This window comes from Streptomyces sp. BV286, from assembly GCF_019090165.1.
Lineage (GTDB): Bacteria > Actinomycetota > Actinomycetes > Streptomycetales > Streptomycetaceae > Streptomyces.
Genome location: NZ_JAHRIB010000139.1, coordinates 1 through 18,988, shown reverse-complemented (window position 1 = coordinate 18,988; position 18,988 = coordinate 1). Strand labels below are relative to the sequence as shown.

Sequence of the window (18,988 nt, the reverse complement as noted above, 5' to 3'; positions counted from 1 at the left end):
AGACGTCGTTTCACTTGGTGAGTCGGCGGTGGTTGATGAGGCTGGTGGCGATGGCGGTGAAGGCCAGGAAGTGTTCGGGCTTGCGTTCGTAGCGTCGGTGGAGGCGGCGGCATCCGCTGAGCCAGGACATGGTGCGCTCGACCACCCAGCGGTGTCGGCCCAGGCGTTGTGAGTTCTCGACACCGCGGCGGGCGATGCGAGGAACGATGTTCCGCTCACGGAGCCATCGACGCAGGTAGGGATAGTCGTAGCCCTTGTCGCCGTGGAGCTTTGCCGGCCGGCGACGCCGCGGACCGCGAGGACTGCGGACCGGCGGGATCCCCATGACCAGCGGTTGCAGGGCCAGGCTGTCGTGGGTGTTGGCGGCCGAGATCGCGACAGAGACGGGCAGGCCGGCACGGTCGACGACAAGATGGATTTTCGATCCCAACTTGCCGCGGTCGGTCGGATTCGGTCCCGTCAACTGCCCCCTTTGAGGGCGCGGACACTGACCGAGTCCACGGCGAATCGTGACCAGTCCAATCCCCCCTGAGCACCGAGTTCATCGAGGATGACGCGGTGCAGGCGAGCCCACACACGCTGCTGAGTCCACCGCGCGAAACGTCGGTAGACGGTGGGCCAGACTGGCCCGAACACCGGCGGCAACTGCCGCCAGGAACAGCCCGACGTGGCCACGAACACGATCGCGGTCAGGCATTCACGGTCCCCGGCCCGCCGACGGCCCCCGCCCTGCGGACGCACCACCACCGTCTCCGGCACCACCCGCCGAAACAGCTCCCACAACTCATCCGAGACCAGATGCTCAGCAAGACTTGTCATACCAACACAACGACTCTCCTCGCCAAAGGAAACGTCGTCTTAGAGGCGATCCGACCACGGCGGCATCGATGACCGGCATCGGCCAGGCGGTCGGCGAATCGCTGCACGCGCGATGGTGAGACGGCGTTCGCTTCAACATAGATCGTGCCCACGCCGGCCATGCCGAGCACGGCTACCTGGGCAGCGGTGTCCTCCGCTGCGGCGGGAGAGGAGAGGGAGAGCAGCACGTCAGAGCGCGAGATTAGCTCGGGCAGTGCCTCGGCTGCGAGGCCCGCCTGCTCGGCCCGGCAAGTTGTGTCACTTCGTCCGTCGGGGCGCCACAGCACGATGTGGCCGCGGGAGCACACCGGGCGCCGAAGGCGGATCCCATGCTGCCGGGAGGCCCGGCTCCCGAAAGAGCACGTCACCGCTACTGATCCAGTCGAGGACGAGGACACCCCCGCCCCGATGGTGGAATATGGGTCGTCCGGGACTCGGCAGGGGGAAAGACGCGCGTGCACGCTCAGGAGACCACGTTCAACGAACTCGTCCAGGGCGAGAAGCAGTACCAAGTGCCGCTCTATCAGCGCACTTACAGCTGGCAGCGGGATGAACTGCGGCAACTCTGGGACGACGTTCAGGAGTTGGTCGAGGAGCAGTTGGAGGGACGGCCCCCCGCAGCGCACTTCCTCGGCTCCGTGGTGCTGGCCCCGGGCCGGATCACCGCTGGCGGCATGCAGCGCTGGCTCGTTGTCGACGGCCAGCAGCGGCTCACCACTCTCATGCTCGCCTTCACGGCGTTGCGCGACCGCCACCGGGAACGCGGCGCGGAGCAGAAGGCCGAGCGCATCCACGACCTTGTGCTCGTCAACAAGTACCGAAGCGGCGACGACCACTACCGGCTCCTGCCCACGCAGGCGGACCGCGACGCCTTCACCGCCTGTGTCGAGAGTTCGCCAAGGGCCGGCGGCCCCGGCAACGTGGGTGCCGCCTACCGGTTCTTCCTGGGCGCCCTCGCAGAGGGCGAGGAAAATGCTGGTGAGACGTGGACGGACGCGGTGGAGACCGTGCTGAGCGGTCTGCTGTCGATCGTGGAGATCACCGCGTCGGAGGGTGACAACGTCTACCGGATCTTCGAGTCGATCAACAACACTGGGGTCGGACTCAGCCAGAGCGACCTGCTGCGCAACTACCTCTTCATGTGCCTGCCGACCCGAGGTGAGTCCGTCTACCAGAGTCTCTGGCTGCCCATGCAGGAACGGCTAGGCCCCGCCAACCTCGAACTCCTCGTCTGGCTCGACCTGGTGGTGGCCGGCAACAGCCGGGCGAAGCAGAGCGAGATCTATCGGGACCAGAAGAAACGCCTGGAGCCTCTGAGCTCCGACGAAGCGGCCCTGGAGGCCGAGATCGCCTCCCTGGCCAGCCGGGCGGAACGTCTGATGCGGATCCTGGAACCCGAGAGGGAGGCCGACCCTGAGCTGCGCGAAGTGCTGGAGAGGCTCTCCCGGTGGGGCGGTCAGACCCACTACCCGCTGGCACTTCATCTGCTCGGCCGCGTGGACGATGGGCAGGCCACACCTCACCAGGCCGCCCGGGCACTGGCGTACGCCGAGAGTTACATGGTGCGGCGCCTGTTCACCGGACACTCCACCACGGGCAGCAATCGGGTGTTCATGGAGATGGCCAAGGAGATGGAGAAGGACGACGACCCGGCCGAGGCCGTAAGCCGCTTCCTGTCGAAGAGCAAGACGGGTGCCCGTGTCTGGCCCGACGACGACGCCGTCCGCGAGGCGATCCGCACCCGGCCGTTCTACAAGGCGGGCCGCAGCAACCAGCGGTTCCAGGTGCTGCGGAGGCTGGAGGAGAGCTACGGAGCGAGCGAACCGGTCGACTTCGCCAAGGCACGCCTGACCGTCGAGCACGTGCTGCCACAGAGCCCCGCACACCAGTGGCTGGACCTGCTGGCCGAGGAGACCGAGGACGGACAGGGCGCCGAGGAACTCCACGCCCTACTCGTCCACACACTTGGCAACCTGACTCTTTCCGCTGACAACGCGAAGCTCTCGAACCACCCGTTCCGCCGCAAGCAGGAGATCCTGGACTTCAGCTCCCTGCGGATGAACCAGGAGATCGCAGGGCGGGAACGTTGGGGGAAGGCGGAAATCCTCGACCGCGGCGCCGCCCTCGCCGACCGGGTGGTGCGGCTGTGGCCCGGGCCCGTCGCGGGCACGGTCCCGGTGGACGACGAGTGGTCCGGATGGAAGGAGCTGCGGGCCGCGCTTCTCGCCATGCCAGCCGGGACGTGGACGACGTACGGCGATGTCGCCGCGCTCATCGGCACCCACGCCGTCCCCGTCGGCCAGCATCTGGCGTCCAAGGTGGGCCTGCACGGCGCCTACCGGGTGCTGACGGCGGACGGCCGCGTCTCGGCGGGCTTCAGGTGGCCGGACGGCCAGGACCTCGGTGATGTGCGAACCCGTCTGGAGGCCGAGGGAGTTTCCTTCGACGATGCGGGCCGGGCCCGCCGATCCCACCGGCTGACCACCTCCGACCTGGCGGCCCTGCTGGGCAAGGATGTCGCCGATGAGGCCGAGCCGTCACCACGGGCTGACGGCGATGAGCAGCAGTCGGCGACCAGCCGGTTCGAAACGCAGCTGCGCGACAACCAGACCGAGGAGACCGTCGACGGCGTCCTAGACGCCCTGCGCTTCTGGGAGCAGCAGGGCGGTCATCTCGCCTACGGCCGAGCGAGCGAGACCAGTTGCTTCCCCACAGTGAGTTTCGGCAACGCCCCCGCCTCCCGAGAGCTGTGGCCCCTGGCCCTCTACCCGGTCTCCGGCACCGTAGAGGTCGTCTTCCAGTATCTGAAACGGCGCCCACCGTTCGACGATGAGCCTCTGCGGCGCGAGCTGATGAACCGCCTGAACAAGATCGAGGGCATCGACCTGGCCGAGGCAAAACTGGACCTGCGCCCGTCCTTCGCGGTGGAGGTCTTCGCCGCGCACAGCGAGGAGGTCTGCGCGGTGTTGGAGTGGTTCGCGCATACGGTGGCTCTCGCGGAGGCCCGCCGTATGGTGGACAAGGACGCCGACACTCCCTGACACCCTCCGTGCCCCCTCCGGTGAAGCGTGGGGCGACGGCATCCTGCGGCCCCACGCCACGTCACGCATGGGGCCTGTAGCAACGGCGAGCGAAGCCCATGGACATCACGGGCGCGAGTTGACGACCGGCGCCAGGAATGGACTCGGCGCCCCGTGCCAGGACACTCGCAGCGCCTCGCGCGCCCGTGTGCACGCGACGAAGAGCAGGTTCAGCTCACCGTTCAGGTCCTCCTGATGCTGCTGGGCGTCGACGTCGACCGCGGTGACGGCCGACTTCATCGGCACGGTGCCGTCGTTCACTCCGGCCACGGCGACGCAGCGGAACTCCAGCCCTTTCATCCGGTGCATGGTGCCGATCCGGACACCAAGGCCACCATGCCCGGCGCCGAGCACGCACGCGGCGAGGCCGGCCTGCTCCAGGGCCTGGGCGATATCCCGTCCCAGTTGGACGAAGCGCACCGCCACCCCGATGTCCTCCGCCCGCACCCCTGCGCCGGTCCAGTCCCGTACCCGGGCCACCAGTGCCTCGATCTCCTCGGGTTTGGTGGCATACCCGGCCGTCTCCGGCCGCTCTCCGTGCATGGTGGAGCGGTATCCAGCCAGCGTCTCGTTCCCGCCGTCCATGTCGTCCGGCTCCTCACCGGTCAGCAGCGAGGCCGACCAGGCCAGGATCTCCTGTGTGGTGCGGTAGTTGATCCGCAGTCGGTGCGAGCGGCCGACGACCTGGACGCCGAGCGATCGCAGCGACACCCGGTTCCCGTAGATCCGCTGGTAGGTGTCCCCGGCGAGGAACAGATCGTCCTGACCGGGAGCAACCAGCGCCCGCAGGAACCGCCACTGCGCGGGGTGCAAGTCTTGCGCCTCGTCGATCACGACATGGTGGTACGGCCGCTGCTCCCGGCCGTCCAGGATACGTGCCGCCTCCGCACACACCTGAAGGAACGTCCACTCGCCGGCCTGGCGCAACTGCTCCTCGAAAGCGGAGACGGCCCGCCACACCTGAAGGCGTTTCAGCGGTGGGAGCGCGGTGCCGCGGCCGGTGCGCGGCGCCTTCAGGTACTCCTCCGGTTCGGTCAGGGCCTGCGCGAGGACGATCTGACGCCACTCCTGGTCGAGGAAGACGTCCGTGAAGTCGATCCCCAGCCGCCGCGCGATGCGCGTCCAGCGGGCGGTGATCTCCTTCTGTTCGAAGACCAGTTTCAGCGGGGCGCCGCCGCGCTCCGCCCGTACGATCTCGTTGGCCAGGGCGTCGACGTTGACTACCCGGATCCTCGCCCGGACCTCCTCTTCCTCGACCAGCAGCGTCAGACAGCGCTCCAGTTCGGCCGCGAGATCCCTGGTGAAAGTGGTGAGCAGGACGCTCCCGTCGGGGGCGCCCTCGGGCAGTTGCCGCGCCAGGTGGTACGCCCGGTGCAGGGCGACCACCGTCTTCCCCGTGCCGGGCCCGCCTGTGACGCGGGCCGGCCCGGCGTAGCCCTCGTGGTACGCCACCCGGTACTGGCTCGGGTGCAGGAAGACCCGCCAGGCGTCGAACGGCCGCTCCAGGATTCCCTGCAGTTCGACGGGGCCCGACACGAGCGCGACCCGGCCGCGGGAACGGGCCATCGCGGTGCCCAGCTCGTCATCGTCGTCGGACGCGGGGGTCCGCGCGGCGGTCCGGGCGTACGCCTGCACCAGTTCCCGGTCGATCGCCTCGGGCTTCATGCCGGTCGCGAGCCCCAGCAGTACGTCGTACTGATGCTCCGGCAGCACCTTGTGCAGGGCCTCCAGATGATCCTCGTCCGGGATCAGTCGGATGATCGGCAGGATCTCCTCGTCCACACCGAGGCTGCGCAGCACCTTGTCCGGATAGTCGGAGGCGGGGAACAGGCGGGTCGGTTCCTCGGCGGCCAGCGCACGCAGCCCGGCCGTGGCCCGTTCCAGGGCCACGTCGTTGCGTATCTCGATGCCTTGCGTCGCCTCGTTCACCGACGCGCGGTGCTTGGCGGCCCAGTCGTTGGCCTTGTCATGGGGGAGCACCTTGAGCAGCAGGTAGCTGTCGCCCGACTCGCCCTTGAGGACGACGCCGCGCCAGAAGCCGGTGATGCGGATGGTCCGCAGCCGCGGATCCTTCTGGTTAGTCAGCTTCTCCAGGTGCAGCCCAGTGTGCGTGGCTGCCGCGAACTTCTCGAACACCTCGAAGACCCGCTTCTGCACTGGTTTCTCCAACGCCGCGAACTCCAGCAGGAAGTCCCGGTGCATCCCCAGCGTCGCCATCCGCGCCCCTCCAGAAGACTACGATCACCTTACTGACCGGCTCCGATTCGCGAGACCGGTCCGTACATGCCAGGGCAGCCGGCTCGCCTCGATCGCCTCCGCTTGCGGCGCGGGTCAGTTGACTCGGCGGTTGCCGGGCGGAACCTCGCTCCGGTGCATCCCCACGACGACGGAGCCCGGCCCGCTGGCGGACAGGCTCTCGCGTATCAGGTCGATGACGTAGTCCCAGCCTGTGCCGCGCGTGCCGATCCATCCGTCCCTAAGCAGCGTGGTGAAGGTGGTGTTGTTCAGGTACCGGGGAACCGACTCCTCGACGATGCGTGTCCCGCCGGACGGCCCGTCGGCCTCAGGGCATTGGAGCAGTTCCTGAAAGTGCTCCCGCGTCAGGTACATGCCGGGGATGAGGGCAGCGGAGTTCATCATGAAGGGAGTGGTTCGGCACAGTTTGACCATGCTGGGCGTGGGTACCAGGCGTGGATCCCCCAGCGTCGTCGGCCCCTCTTGACTGCTCCGAGCCCACCGGTCCTCGGCCTTGCACTCCTCGTCGACGGTCTCCATCCGCTTCAGCTCCCGCTCGCCGGTAGCGTCGTGCCAGTACACCCAGCCGGGCCCGCTCTGACGCATCCGCTTGTACTGGACCATGGCCACGCTGCGGGCGTGCTCGTTCACGTAGATCATGTCGACGCCCATGACGGTCTCGGCGTTCGTGCGGTTGGCGTTGTACACGAACAGCCGATGGCGGGATTCGGAGCTGCGGCGGTAGATCCGCCAGCCGACCTGCACTGCGTCTTCGCCCTCCATGCCAGGGAAGCGCAGGTAGTCGTGGACGATCTGCTGGTCCTCGATCTGCCGGAGGGCGGGCATCCCTTCGATGAAGGGGACGGACCGGGAGCGGGGATCGTCACCGCCGAGCGGCTGCTGCCACGCTTCGAGCTGATCGCGGTCCGCGCCGAATGTCTCCATGACGGTGCCCACCGCGTCCTTCTCAAAGCTCCGCTGTTCTCCCTCCCGACCTGTCGGAGGATTGGCCCCCAGGCTGTTCTCCAGGCCATCCAGCGTCTCGTTCAGTTCCGGCCGCAGATGCCGGATGGCGGCGAGCAGGTTGTCGCCGGCCGCGGGAGACAAACGACCGTCGTCCTTGAGGAACCGGCGGCTGGCCCCCATGGCGCCCTCAAGGTCGACGAGCGGCAGCGGAACCTGGAGTGCGGTGAAGTCACGGGCGAGCAGAGCACGTTCGTATGTACCCGACCGCCTGCCCGGGAAGACTCCGCCCACCCCGATGATCCTGCGCTGCTCATAGCGGGCGTGACGGTCCGTGAAGAAGGCGAGACACCACACACGCGGCTTCCTCCAGTCCTTGTACGGGTACGCGAAGGTCCGCTCGCCCCGGGTCAGCCATGCCGGAGGTTTCTCAGGGAGCCGCTCCGTCATCAGCGCGGTGCTGTGTACTAGAGCGACGGCGACCATCAGCGACCTCCTGCATTTCGCGAAACTTGGAGGCTCAATTGTTGGTCAGTTTCAGGCTGTCCGGGCACAGTGGCTGTCAATCGGTCATGTGAATGGCGATCATTCGACGGTGGCGGTACCTCATGAAGCTCCTGGCCACCGCGCGAGAACCCCCCGACGCTGCAACTCCCGTATGTGGTCCGCCATTCGCCCCGGCATGGGACCGCCATTCAGCAGGACGCCCGCCTCGATGTTGCGCTCGGCGCCAGCCGCCGTGAGGTTGGCGCTGGAGAGGAAGAGGATCCGGTCGTCGGCCACCGCCAGTTTCGCGTGCAACCGGCTGCCAGGAGTGGGGCGTTGGCCTTTCGGCCAGTGCCAGAGCCGCAAGCCCGGTATACGGGAGAAAGCGTCGGCCGGTTCGTTCCCAGAGAGCAGCCCGCCCGCGCCTTCCAGCGTCTCCACGACGATGTCCACCGTGACGCCTCGGGCCACGGCCTCGGACAGCGCTGCGGTCAACGGTGCGTACGAGCGGGCCGAGTAGGTCACGGCAACGAGCCGGTGCTCCGCGGCGCCGACCACCTCCGTCAGCACCTGGGCGGTGGCGCGGCCGGGTGTCCCGGGCGTGGAAGGGCCGCTCCACACCGCACGGGCCTCTGTGTCCTCGCGCCGCCGAGTCCAGGCCGCCGCGTAGCCCCGCAGATACGCCGCCGCCTCCGCCGAGGGAACGGCGTCCTCCGTCATCGACACCAGCAACGCCGATACGGCTTCCAGCGCGGCCGGCGTCTGGAGCCTGCCGAGGATGTACGCGGGCGAGCGGCCCTGGGAGAGGAGCGTGGCCAGCGCCTTGGTCCGTGTGGGCCCGAGCGAGGCGGCGGCCGTCGCTGCCGCCGCCTCGAAGCGTCTGCGGCTCACCGGGTTGATCCGCTCACCCGAAGTCCGGGATGAGGGCCAGCGTTTTCGGGTCGCCTGCCAGGTGGGTGATGAACCGCCGGTCCAGGAACCGGTTGCCGCGCTCGCACGTCGTCTCGGACACGAACAGACAGGAGTGGCAGGCGGCACCGTGCAGGAAGTCCTCCGGCGCCTTGGGAAGACGCTCGCCGCACAGCGGGTCCGAGGAGCACCGCCCCGCCTTGTACAGCGCCGTCCGTACGATCCTGGCCAGCCGGTTCTCCCCAGTGCTCGGATCCTGATCGGCGAGGGAGAGCAACCCGCCAAGCGTGCCCTCCGAGTCCGGGACGGCCGTGTAGATGAGGATGCCGGTCCGCCGTTCCTCGGCGTCGCCGCTATAGATCCGCTCGGCCAGACTCGCCGAGTTGTAGCCGCACTCCATCGCGATGGTGCGGATGAGTAGATGGGAGAGCGTGTGAAGGGCGATGTAGCGACTGCCCGGCCAGCCTTGCATCAGGTCGGAGCCATCCTGGATCCGTTCCGACCTGCGGTGCTCACGGAACCGGCCGAAAGCCGCGGCGTGTGCGGCGAGGGCGTCGCTCGACGCGACTCGCTGCTCCCACTGCTCGATCAGGTGATCGTCCACCCGCAGGAACAGCCCCTCGCCGCGCACCTCGCTGGCCGGCACCCAGCCGCGCTCGCGCCGCCCCAGGTCCACGCGGGTGACCAGGCCGGGGTCCTCCGGATCGGGGGCGTCGAGCCGGGTGAAGCCGATGAGGGCCCGCACCTCGCGCAGTCGTTCCGCCTGCCGCACCTGGGAGAAGACAGTGGACAAGGGCCCGCTGAGCGAAGCGTCCACCAGCGCGAAGTCCTCAGTCGGGTCGGCGGTCTTCGCCGCGGACAGCACCTGCCATTCGGGGGTCAGTAGGTCCGGAGGGCCTGGAGGCTGCTCGGTCTCGCCCGCATCGCCCGACAGGGCCGCGCGGTAGGCGGATATGGCCTGCCAGACCTGTCCGGGTTCGTAGTCGCGCAGGTAGCGGTGGTGCTTCGACTTCTTGGCGAACATGGCGATCTCCGCCTCGTCCTCGAAGTCCTCCAGGTCCGGCCAGCGTTCCTCGACGAGCTTACGCAGCGAGTCGGTCCCGGTGTCGGGCAGTGCCAGTGCGCTGAGTGTCACGGGGAACCACTGGTTGGACGCGCCCACGACCAGCAGATACGGCGTCTCGTCGCAGGTGTCGTAGACGCCGTCGAACTGCGGGTGTCGGCCACGGCAACGGGGCAGGTTCTCGCGGCCCTTGTCGCCCATCGCGTCCCGGATGTTGCGCTTCGCCTTCTTGCACACCAGGCATTCGAGGGAGACGTTGGCCGCAAGGTTGCCCCCGTTGTCGCGCATCCGCAGCGTCGGGTACGTCGTGTCGGGGCAGGCGCGGCCCTCGTGCACGAACTCCGTGTACGGGAACTCGTCGAGGTGACCCTTGGTGCAGGCGAGCGCGAAGCGGGCGGCCACGGCGAGGGGCTTGCGGCCCCTCTTCTTCCGGTAGCAGTTCTCGTGGTAGAACCGCGCCTCGTCAGGGCGGCGAGCGTTGTTGTTCTCGAACCCCCACTTGCCCGAGCCCAGGGAGGCCAGCTCATTGCACGCTGTACAGCGCAGCCACTGCGGGAAAGGGGTCACGGGCACGCCGATCCGTGCCGCGTTCCCCTTCGGGTCGGTGTCGGTGCCGGGGATCCATGGGGCGGCGCGCAGTTCGCCCACCTGGTTCGGGCCGTAGCGCCGCAGGGCCCGGTTGACGGCCCCACGGAGGCGGGGCTCCTCGATTACCGGATCGGGCACACCGGCGTAACTCCAGTGGTCGAGGCCCTTGACCATGACGGAGAAGTTGGGCAGGTCGACGAGGGCGCCGACGCCGCCGGTGAACATGAGGTGGCTCGGCCGTACCGCCCCCACCCGCCTGAAGTATCCGCCGCCGCTCATGACCGCTGCCCCCTGGCCGTGCCGTTGTCGTCGCCGTTCCCGTCCGGGTCCGGCACCTCGCCGAGTTCGTCGCCGCTCGTCGTATCCAGGCCGTCGCCGTTCTCGGCGGGTGGTCCGAACTCCCAGGCGTTGCCAGCCGGGGCCGACAGCACGGTGTCGGCGGACAACAGCATGTTGATCTCGTTCTCCGTCTCGCGCATCGACTGCGGGACAGTGAGCACGTCCCATCCGCTGCCGTCCGCGTTACGCAGCAGGCCCAGCACCGTCTGCTTCTGCCGGGTCTGGCCCCGGTAGCCGAGCCTGCCCTGTTCACCCTTCTTGGCCGTCCAGGCGTCACGCAGGGCGTCGATGCGCTCGGCAAGGTAGCCGCGCGCCCGGTCCCCGTCCACGGCCTCCGCGCGCGCCAGCAGCCGTCGCTCGACGTCCTGCACCCGAGGGTCGTCGAGGTCCACCCCCTCCGCGTCCACGTTGTCGGAGAACTCGTCGCACGCCTGCCGCACGGCGGAGACATACGTGGCGGTGGTGCCCCGGTCGAGCGCCCGCCGCGTGAACGGAGTCACCGACAGCGCCTCGACTTGCCGGTAGAACGTCGCGTGGTAGTGCTCGAAGTCCTCGAAATGGGCAAGGTCCCGGGGCCGCGCCCAGTTGTAGAGCGTGATCACGATGCCGGGCCGCTTGGCCTGACGTCCGACACGGGAGGATGCCTGAATGTATTCGGCGGTGTTCTTCGGCTGCCCGGTGACGACCATCAGGCCGAAGCGGGAGACGTCCACGCCCACCTGGAGCATCGACGTGGCCAGTACGTGGTCGACCGGCCTGCGGTGCAGTGGGGCGGGCAGGACCCGGGGCTGACGTGCCCTTCCGGCGTCCCGGAGCTCGTCGACGATCGCCTTCTTGCGCTCCGATGTGTCGTGCTCCGGATTGAACCCGATCTCCAGCCGCTTGAGGGTGGCGCTGATCTCCGCCGACGAGATACGGGAGGTCAGCTCCTGGAGGTTGAGCATGTCGGTGTCGCGCAGCAGCCGGTTGGCGATTCCCCGGCGGCGACCGTTGGCCCGGAGTCGGCTAGGCACGTCGTCATCCAGGACGCGCCGCATACCGGCGAGTTCCTTGGTCGCGTTGAAGTACCCGACCACCGTCATGTACGGATCGGCGGGAGCACCGTAGAGGTCGAACATGTGCTGCCCGGCGAGCAACAGGATCTCCGCGACACGGATCTCGGCGGCCTTCATGCGCACCCCGTGCGCGCAGACGCCGTAGTAGCGCCGCCCAGGGTTGTCCCGGGTGACGTCGACCTGCTGGGAGAAGAAGGTGTCGCTGACGTCGACCACCTGTGGCGGGAAGATCGCCAGGTCCCGGGCGAACACGCCAAGCACCTGCGCACGGGCGTTGCGGGTGGTGGCCGTCGACGCGACGATCTTCGGCCCGGTGTCCCGGAGCTGCCCGTGGGAGTCCTTCGCCCGCCAGGTGCACAGCTGGTCGACGGCCGACTCGAACAGCCCCACTGTGGTGCCCAGCGCCCCGGAGATCAGGTGTAGCTCGTCTTGGATGATGAGGTCCGGAGGCCGCAGCCGCCGTGGCATCGGCCGGCTGGTCACGGCCTTGTGCCGGTCCTTGGCGTTGTGCCGGGACCCGCAGCCGATCTCCTCGTCGAGGTCATCGTGGCGGTAGCCGTGCCGATCGCAGTAGGCACTCACGCGCCCGAACAACATTCCCGCGTAGCCGCGCCACGGCAGCTGGGCGAGCTTGTCCACGGTCGCGATCAGCAGGCTCGGCACCAGCCGGTAGATCTCCTCGTCGACTGTGAGGATCGGTAGCCCCTCACCCCGCGCCTGCATCCGGGAGAACGGACAGGGCTCCGCGTCCTCCCCACGCGGGCAGTACACGATGACGCGCCGCCGTACGTCGTCCGGTGCCACGTCACGCCACGCGCGCAGTTCCTCGCCGCACCACGGGCAGGACAGCACCTGGAGGACGTTCGCATGCCGTCCCGAGGCGGACTCGTTGGCCTCGGCGATCTGCTGCGCCGCGTCCCCGTACCAGTTCGGCGAGACACCGGCACCGACCCACAGCCCGATGCGGAACGGTCTGCTGCCCCAAACCTCCTCGTCTTCCCTGCGGAGCACCTCCGTGGCGCACACCAGGGCGGAGGCTCGCTGAAACTGCTGGGCCGTCAGCAGCCGCAGCGTGTACCGCATCAGTACGGCGACGCCGTCCCGCCCCTCGCGGGCGTCCTCGCCCTCTCCGACGACCTTCTGCAGCCGCCGGATGGCGAACGTGTAGGCCGTGAGACCGAGATACGCCTCCGTCTTACCGCCACCGGTCGGGAAGAACAGGAGGTCAACCGTGGCGGTGCTGTCCGCCCTGCGCTCCTTGTGTACGGGGTCGGTGAGGGAGCACAGGTTGAGCAGCACGAACGCCAGCTGGAAGGGGTACCAGCTCGCGGCCAAGGGACCACGTGCATCGACCTCGGCGTAGGCTGCCGCGTACGGGGGCGGCTTCTCACCGCCCTCGGCCCGCAGAGCGGCAGTCGCCGTGGCCCGGCGCTGCATGGCCATGGCCCGGTTGGCGAACCGGAACGCCCGCAGCGCGTCACGGTCGGTGTGCAGCAGCTCGATACCGAGAGCGATCCGGCCGCACGCGTCGCGGGCCTCGTCGACCGCCCGTAGCGCGGTGGTCCGCAGTTCGCCCGACAGCGACTCCGCCTTGGCGGCCTGCTGTTGCAACCAGCCGTCGTAGCCGTCGGCCAGCGGCTGCAGGGCCTTCAGCAGCTCGTCGCGCCGCTCCCAAACGGCCAGTTCGGCGAGCTTGTCCATGCTCACCTCAAGACCGGCGAGCAGCGGCTGCCGAGCCGCGTTCGGAGCGACCGTGGCCGGTACGTCCTTCACCGGCAGCCAGGTCGTCTCCAACCTGACCGCGCGCCGCCCCTTCGGCAGGACACTCGCATGCACGGCGACGTTCCGCCCGTGCGCGTGCTTCAACTCCTGCCGGTACAGCAGCCTCAGATGCTGTTCCTCGGGGTTCTCCAGCATGTGGCCGGGCTCGTCGGACAACGGGTCGTCGATCGGCAGGAAGACGCTGGACTGCCCGTCGAAGGAGGTGACTTCCAACTTCGTCTGGAACAGCCACTGCCCGTCCCGCAGTTCACGGGACTCCTCCAGCGCGTTGATCAGCGATACGTCGACGAAGCGCAGGTTGTCCGCGCCGTCAACGGTGCCGGGGCGCTCCCGTACGTGCACGTCGAGCCGGATGCAAGGAAGGTCCGGGTCGGTGTCGTCGACGCCCTCCAGAACCTTGCGGACGGTGCCCGGAGAGTCGACGGGAATGTCTACCTCGTGCCGGACCGGCTCCCGCGACCACGCGCGCACCGCCCGACCGTCGTCGGTCTTGCTGTCGCTCTGCCGGTACCGGCCCCAGGAGGCGACGACACTGAGCATGCCCACATCGGCTGGCACCAGGAAGCTCAGCCCCATGGACGACGCCCACAGCCGTCCGGCGGCCTGCGGGGTGAGCCGGTCCGCGAGCTCAGGGTCCCGCCCGTCCCCCTCAGCGCTGACCTCGGTCTCCGCCTGGCCCGCCGCGACGTTCACGGGCGCGTCGGTCGGTGCGGGCCGGGGCCCAAGAAGCCCGACGAGGTAGCGGTCACGGGGCCCCGCACTGTGCGGCGCCAACGCCTCGGTTTCGTCCGCCCACGGCCCCAGCAGATCCCGTGAGATCAGATCGCCGAGCTCCTCCCGGACGTCGTACGACGTCCCTGACCGGAAGGTCTGCGGGACCTCGTCCACGGGGTGGGGAACGCCGGGCTCCGGAACAGGGGCGTTCTGTGGTGACGGCATGCGCGTATCCCTCCCTGGGTGCGAACCAGCACCCGCGAACAACGATAGGGGGGTCCACTGACATTGGTGGGGTCGAGGGGAGCCGCACAGGGACGTGCGGGTTCGGCAACGACTCACGCCGCCCCGAGAGCCCTGCCAGCTTCGGAGACCCGCCGCGCTACCGCAAAGCCCTGTGCCGGGGGGCGTGGACCGTATTCCGGGCGATCCAAGTCCAGCTTCAACTCGCTGCGGGCCTCCGTGATCGGCTCATGGTCCGTACTGGCCAGAATCTCATCGCCCATCACCGGTGCTTCCACAGCGCGCGTAGGCGCAGCACGTCCACGGTCCACTCGCTCCGGAGGGCTGCATCAGAGCGAGGGACCTCCCGGCCGAGAGAGAAGGCCACGTGCCGGTACAAGGGGTGGAGCTCGCCGTCACCCACGATGATGAGGCTCGACAACAGGGGCTCGTCTGCCGGAGTGCCATGATCGATAGCGACGAGGACCTCGCCCTGATCATCGGGATGCAGGCGGGGCAAGGCGCTCTCCCCGAGCCGCCTTCGCAGGTCACCCCACGTTGTCAGGGACTGACCCCGTGCGGTCTGTTCCAGCAAAATGCGTACGGCAGAGGCGAGTTGTAGAACCTGCGACTGGGAGAGCCGACCTTCTGACGTGGGCTCGTTTGCAGACAGATCACCAGCCGAGGCGGGCCGCTCGGCCTCGCGTCGCGCCTTGAGGTGCTGCTGCCATCTGGCGAGATCCTTCTGTTCGGTGTCGGACAGAGTGACTCGTGCGCTCAGCGCTTCCGCTTCCGTCGCAAGGGCCGCCAGGGCATCGACACTCAGAGTGTCCTTCTCTTCCCGCATCTGGTGAATCAGACGTCGGCAACGTTTGAGGACCGCTGAGGAGCGGTTGGGCTGCTGCATGCCCACCCACGTCCTCATCTCTGCAATGATCGCGCGATTCTGGTGCTGAAGTGCAGGAGACTGCATTCTGTAGATGGGGTTGGCCATGCGATAGATCTGTTCCGCCCGGTCGACGTCCAGGATCTGCTGTGCCTCTCTGAACTGGTCAACCAGTGCTTGGAATTGCTCAGCCGCTGAATCTCTTGATGCTTCGCTTGTCACTTCGCCGGTCGAAAGCTTGGAAGGGGCGCGCTCGGCGCTGATGAGCGGTGGAGTCGGTCGGGAAGGCTCTACTGGCTCGGCTTTCGGGATCAGTTGGCTGCTGGCGTAGGGTTCGACAGCTTCGATGGCCCGCGCCAAGAGCTGAGCGTGGTGGCCAGGTGTGTCGCTCCGGCCACCGAGCCAGTCTAGATAGGCCGTGCCCTTGGCCCGTGCGGACTCGTAAGCGTTCAGGCGGTTACGCGCCCCTTTGGCTGTGTCGGACAGGCGCTTGTGGTGTCGTCCACTGATTCGTGGTAGCAGTTCCTCGGCTTGTGTCAAGACCTGACGAAGTCGTTCCACTCCTTCTTCTAGAGGGCCGTTTCGTCGCGGATGGTCACTATCTGGCCGTGCTGCGGCGCGCTTCTTGGGCTGGGTAACCACCGATGGCTCGGATGCCCTGCCGTTGGCGCTAAGCGTGAGTCGCGCAGGGATCACGAGGACACGCGATTCGCTGTGGGCCTGGAAGGCGCGCTCCTTCTCGCGGTCACACCAGAGCTTCAAGGTGATGTCATCGGCGGGTGCCTGAAGCCCAAGTTTGCGGATGATGGTCGTCATATCCGACAACGGACGGCCACCAGAGTCTCGTACCAAGGCTGAGAGCATCGGTTTGTCCGGCGTGGCGGGGCGATCCACTGCAATGAGGAGGTCCCGGCGCTCGGTCGGGGAGAGCCGGACCAGATTGAGCTTCGCGACCGTTCCCAGCGTGCTCCATGTCGTGGGGGTGCGACGCCTGGCGAAGTCCTCCAGGGCCTTGCGGACCCGGGCAACCGTTTCCGGATCACTCGCGGGGACATTACTCGCCGATTGCGCTGAATTGGCCCGGCCGGATGGGGCCACTGTCGTTTCCGCAGCGGGGCGCTGGGCCGGAACCGGGGCGGCAGATGTTGTCCGTACAGGCTTGGGAAGAGCGACGCCTGGGCGCCACAGCCCGGTGCGTTCTGCTTCGATGCCGCTGAGCTGGATGACTCCATCGGCCCTCACAGCCCACTGCGCGCCGTCCTGCGGATCGGGGTCAGTCAGGAGGAGACGGGCTACCCCGTGCAGCCGGTACACGTACTGCTCGGTCGGCATGGGGACGGCATCCGGAAGGGACACATGTGCACGGATGATTCGGCTGCCGGCGGGCTTCACGTCTGCGGTGATGATGTAGCGGCCTTCGGCCGCGAGCGGGGAGTGCTTGGGCACCGGAGCCTTGGCATCGACAGCGAAGACGATCTGATCGGCGCGGAGTGGGAACGTGGCAGGTCGGAGCCACGCGCCTTTGCCGCGCTGGGTGACACTGCCGTCTCTGAGTAACTCTTCCAGAACGGGTGTGACCAGCCCGTCGGCAGTGAGTCGGCAATCGTCGAGTGGTGACCAGGTGACAGGCCGCCCGGCGCGTTCGACGCCGATCAGGACACGCCGGTCCGAGCCGTGGGTCTCGCATTTGACGCGGAGCGCGTAGCCCTGCCGCTCCACCATGTTGGCGGAGATCGGCCCTTTGGCGCCGAAGAGCCAATCCATCTGTTCCGAGGATGTGCTGAGCTCCCGTTCGGCCCGATACCAGGTGCGGTAGTCCTGGAGACACAGCTGGAATCGCAGCAGTTGGTGGGTCGAGGGAAGCCAGAAGTCCACGGCGTCGCCGGGACCGGTACCGAGGTTGCGTAGCTCGACACGGACGCGAAGCCCCTGGGCCTGGAGCCAGGCGATCACGTCTCTCTTGATGAAGAGATGGTCGGCGCTGTCGGCACCGTTTGCAATGCGATCACACACGGGAGCAGTGCCCGCATGGTCCGGATAGTGGGCGAAGTGGCAGACCTTCGTTTCGTACCGCTTGGTCATTAGCTCCCCGCCACAACCGCCGAGCAGCGTGCCGCACCAGAACCGCTTTCCCTGGAAGTGGCGACGGAACTGGTCGAGGTTGTAGGGCTCTTCGGGGAGGATGACGGGCTGGTCGGAGTCCTGCACGCCGATGACGGCGGTCTGAATCAGCCTGGTGTCGACCACAGACATAACGCGCTCCACTGGGCGGGAGTGAAGTGCGGGCCGATGCCCGCAGTTTGCGAAGTCCCACGATGTCTTCTTCGAATCGTGCACGAGATTATAGGACTCGATGACCGAAGCCGCCGTCGACCTCAGTTGTCCGCAACGCCCCGTCGTAGATCACTTGTTGGCGAAAGACCTATGTCCAGGCTCTCCCAGTACAGCGGGCAGATGTTGGCGACCAGGAACCACTTGGCAGTGCTGCCCAGCAGGGCGCAGATCCAATCCCCGGTTTGCCGCGGACCGGTCGCGACCAACTCGTGAGCAACATCAGCCACAACCTCGTCGCCCATGACCGAGCGATCTGTGTCGTGGTCCGCGACTCCGCCGTAGAAGGCGAGCACATGCCGCGTCACCGATGCTTCTTGTGCCGCTCGCGTCGTTCAGGCTCGGGCTTCCTGGCGGCACGACTGGCACCGGTTTGAGCTCGTCTTCCGTCCCTTGGGCCGTGATGCGCCGGGGTCAGCTCCTGGAAGATCATGCACGATTACGTGAACACGGTCGTCCGCGACGGCCGCGTACCCGGCAGTGGTCGCCGGAGAGGCGTGGCGCATCAGACGTTGAGTCATGAGCAGGTCTCTGCCGGACGAGCGGTAGACCATCGTGCCGTATCGGTGTCTCAGCTGGTGGTAGCGCATACGTATGCCGATCTTGGCTGCAATGCCGGCGACAGTGCGGGAGACGGATTCGGCACGTGTCCCTTCCCAGAATCTGCCACTCCCTGTCAGGTCGAGTGCCTTCATGACGACCGGTGGCACAGGGATGGTGTCCGTGCGTCCGCCCTTGCCTGTGACGCGGAGTATTGCTGTGCCGTCATCGAGAGCGGATAGGTCTTCCCGGGCAAGTTTGGCCGTCTCGTGCGCGCGGAGGCCGCAGAACGCCCCCAACAGGACCCAGGTCCTGTGCTCTCCATGTGTGGCTGCGGTGAGCCGCATGAGCTCATCTTCTGGGAGTGGGTGAGGTGTCGACCGGGGTGCCGCGGGCTTGCGTATGCCTTGAATAAGGTCGACGCCAAGCCACTTACCGAAGGCTCGAAGGTGGTTCAGGTAGGTCCTTCGCGACCATGGGCCCAGGGGGCGAGCGGCGAAGTAGCCGATGACGTGATCGATGGTGAGCCGGCTGGCTGCTACGCCGGCAAAACGGGCTATGCCCTTCACACAACGTACGCGGACTCGGATGGTGCTGACTGAGTAGCCATCCGCACGTTGGGACTCAGCGAACTCGTCGAGTGTCATGAGGGATGTCATGTGCCCAGTTACGGGGCCCGTACCGTGGCGGATCGACTTTGGCGGGATTTGCTCCTGAATCGTCCGGACTCGCACTCTTGGCAACGGAGTCGGTAATCGTCTGGTTGCGGGGGCAGGTCTCGGAGGGCCCGCTGGTCATACAGCCGAGAGGCCGCAAGCCTTCATCGGCTCGTACGTGTTGGGGAAGGGGTTCATCCTCACCCCCGAACAGGCAGACGACCTGATCCAGCGCGACCCTCGCAACAAGGACGTCCTCTTCCCCTACCTCAACGGTGAGG

General features: G+C 67.6%; 10 protein-coding genes. 1 reads left to right on the top strand and 9 read right to left on the bottom strand.

From position 1 onward, the window contains the following. Positions 1 to 10 precede the first annotated feature (10 nt). Positions 11 to 819 (bottom strand): IS5 family transposase gene (locus KUF83_RS19595; protein WP_217456034.1). Its coding sequence is split into 2 segments (ribosomal slippage): positions 11 to 469 and positions 472 to 819, totalling 807 coding nucleotides; the frame shifts between segments, so codons are not numbered across the junction. A 494-nt stretch (positions 820 to 1,313) separates the two neighbouring features. On the opposite strand from KUF83_RS19595, the gene KUF83_RS19590 reads away from it, so the two are divergent. Then, positions 1,314 to 3,899: a DUF262 domain-containing protein gene (locus tag KUF83_RS19590; RefSeq protein WP_217456033.1), complete on the top strand. Its 2,586-nt coding sequence runs from the start codon at positions 1,314 to 1,316 to the stop codon at positions 3,897 to 3,899. 105 nt (positions 3,900 to 4,004) lie between these two features. Here KUF83_RS19590 and KUF83_RS19585 read toward each other — a convergent pair whose 3' ends face one another. The 8 genes from KUF83_RS19585 to KUF83_RS43000 all read right to left on the bottom strand — a co-directional run bounded on the left by KUF83_RS19585 (position 4,005) and on the right by KUF83_RS43000 (position 18,698). After that, positions 4,005 to 6,155, bottom strand: a complete 2,151-nt coding sequence (locus tag KUF83_RS19585; RefSeq protein WP_217456032.1) for a UvrD-helicase domain-containing protein — start codon at positions 6,153 to 6,155, stop codon at positions 4,005 to 4,007. A gap of 114 nt (positions 6,156 to 6,269) precedes the next feature. Beyond that, positions 6,270 to 7,622 (bottom strand): hypothetical protein, encoded by a 1,353-nt coding sequence (locus KUF83_RS19580; protein ID WP_217456031.1) that lies wholly within the window; start codon positions 7,620 to 7,622, stop codon positions 6,270 to 6,272. Positions 7,623 to 7,742: 120 nt separating this feature from the next. Next, positions 7,743 to 8,513: a DISARM system phospholipase D-like protein DrmC gene (gene drmC, locus KUF83_RS19575; protein WP_217456030.1), complete on the bottom strand. Its 771-nt coding sequence runs from the start codon at positions 8,511 to 8,513 to the stop codon at positions 7,743 to 7,745. Positions 8,514 to 8,526: 13 nt separating this feature from the next. Then, a complete protein-coding gene (gene drmB / locus KUF83_RS19570) occupies positions 8,527 to 10,461 on the bottom strand; it encodes a DUF1998 domain-containing protein (RefSeq protein WP_217456029.1) in 1,935 nt (644 codons plus the stop codon). Then, positions 10,458 to 14,297, bottom strand: a complete 3,840-nt coding sequence (drmA, locus tag KUF83_RS19565) for a DISARM system helicase DrmA (RefSeq protein WP_217456028.1) — start codon at positions 14,295 to 14,297, stop codon at positions 10,458 to 10,460. The genes drmB and drmA overlap by 4 nt, the downstream gene beginning before the upstream one ends. A 280-nt stretch (positions 14,298 to 14,577) precedes the next feature. Then, a complete protein-coding gene (locus tag KUF83_RS19560; protein WP_217456027.1) occupies positions 14,578 to 17,433 on the bottom strand; it encodes a competence protein CoiA family protein in 2,856 nt (951 codons plus the stop codon). 122 nt (positions 17,434 to 17,555) lie between these two features. Continuing rightward, positions 17,556 to 17,819: a DUF3387 domain-containing protein gene (locus KUF83_RS19555; RefSeq protein ID WP_217456026.1), complete on the bottom strand. Its 264-nt coding sequence runs from the start codon at positions 17,817 to 17,819 to the stop codon at positions 17,556 to 17,558. Positions 17,820 to 17,846: 27 nt separating this feature from the next. After that, on the bottom strand, positions 17,847 to 18,698 hold the full coding sequence (locus tag KUF83_RS43000; RefSeq protein WP_217456025.1) for a tyrosine-type recombinase/integrase: 852 nt from the start codon (positions 18,696 to 18,698) through the stop codon (positions 17,847 to 17,849). Between the last annotated feature and the right edge of the window lie 290 nt (positions 18,699 to 18,988).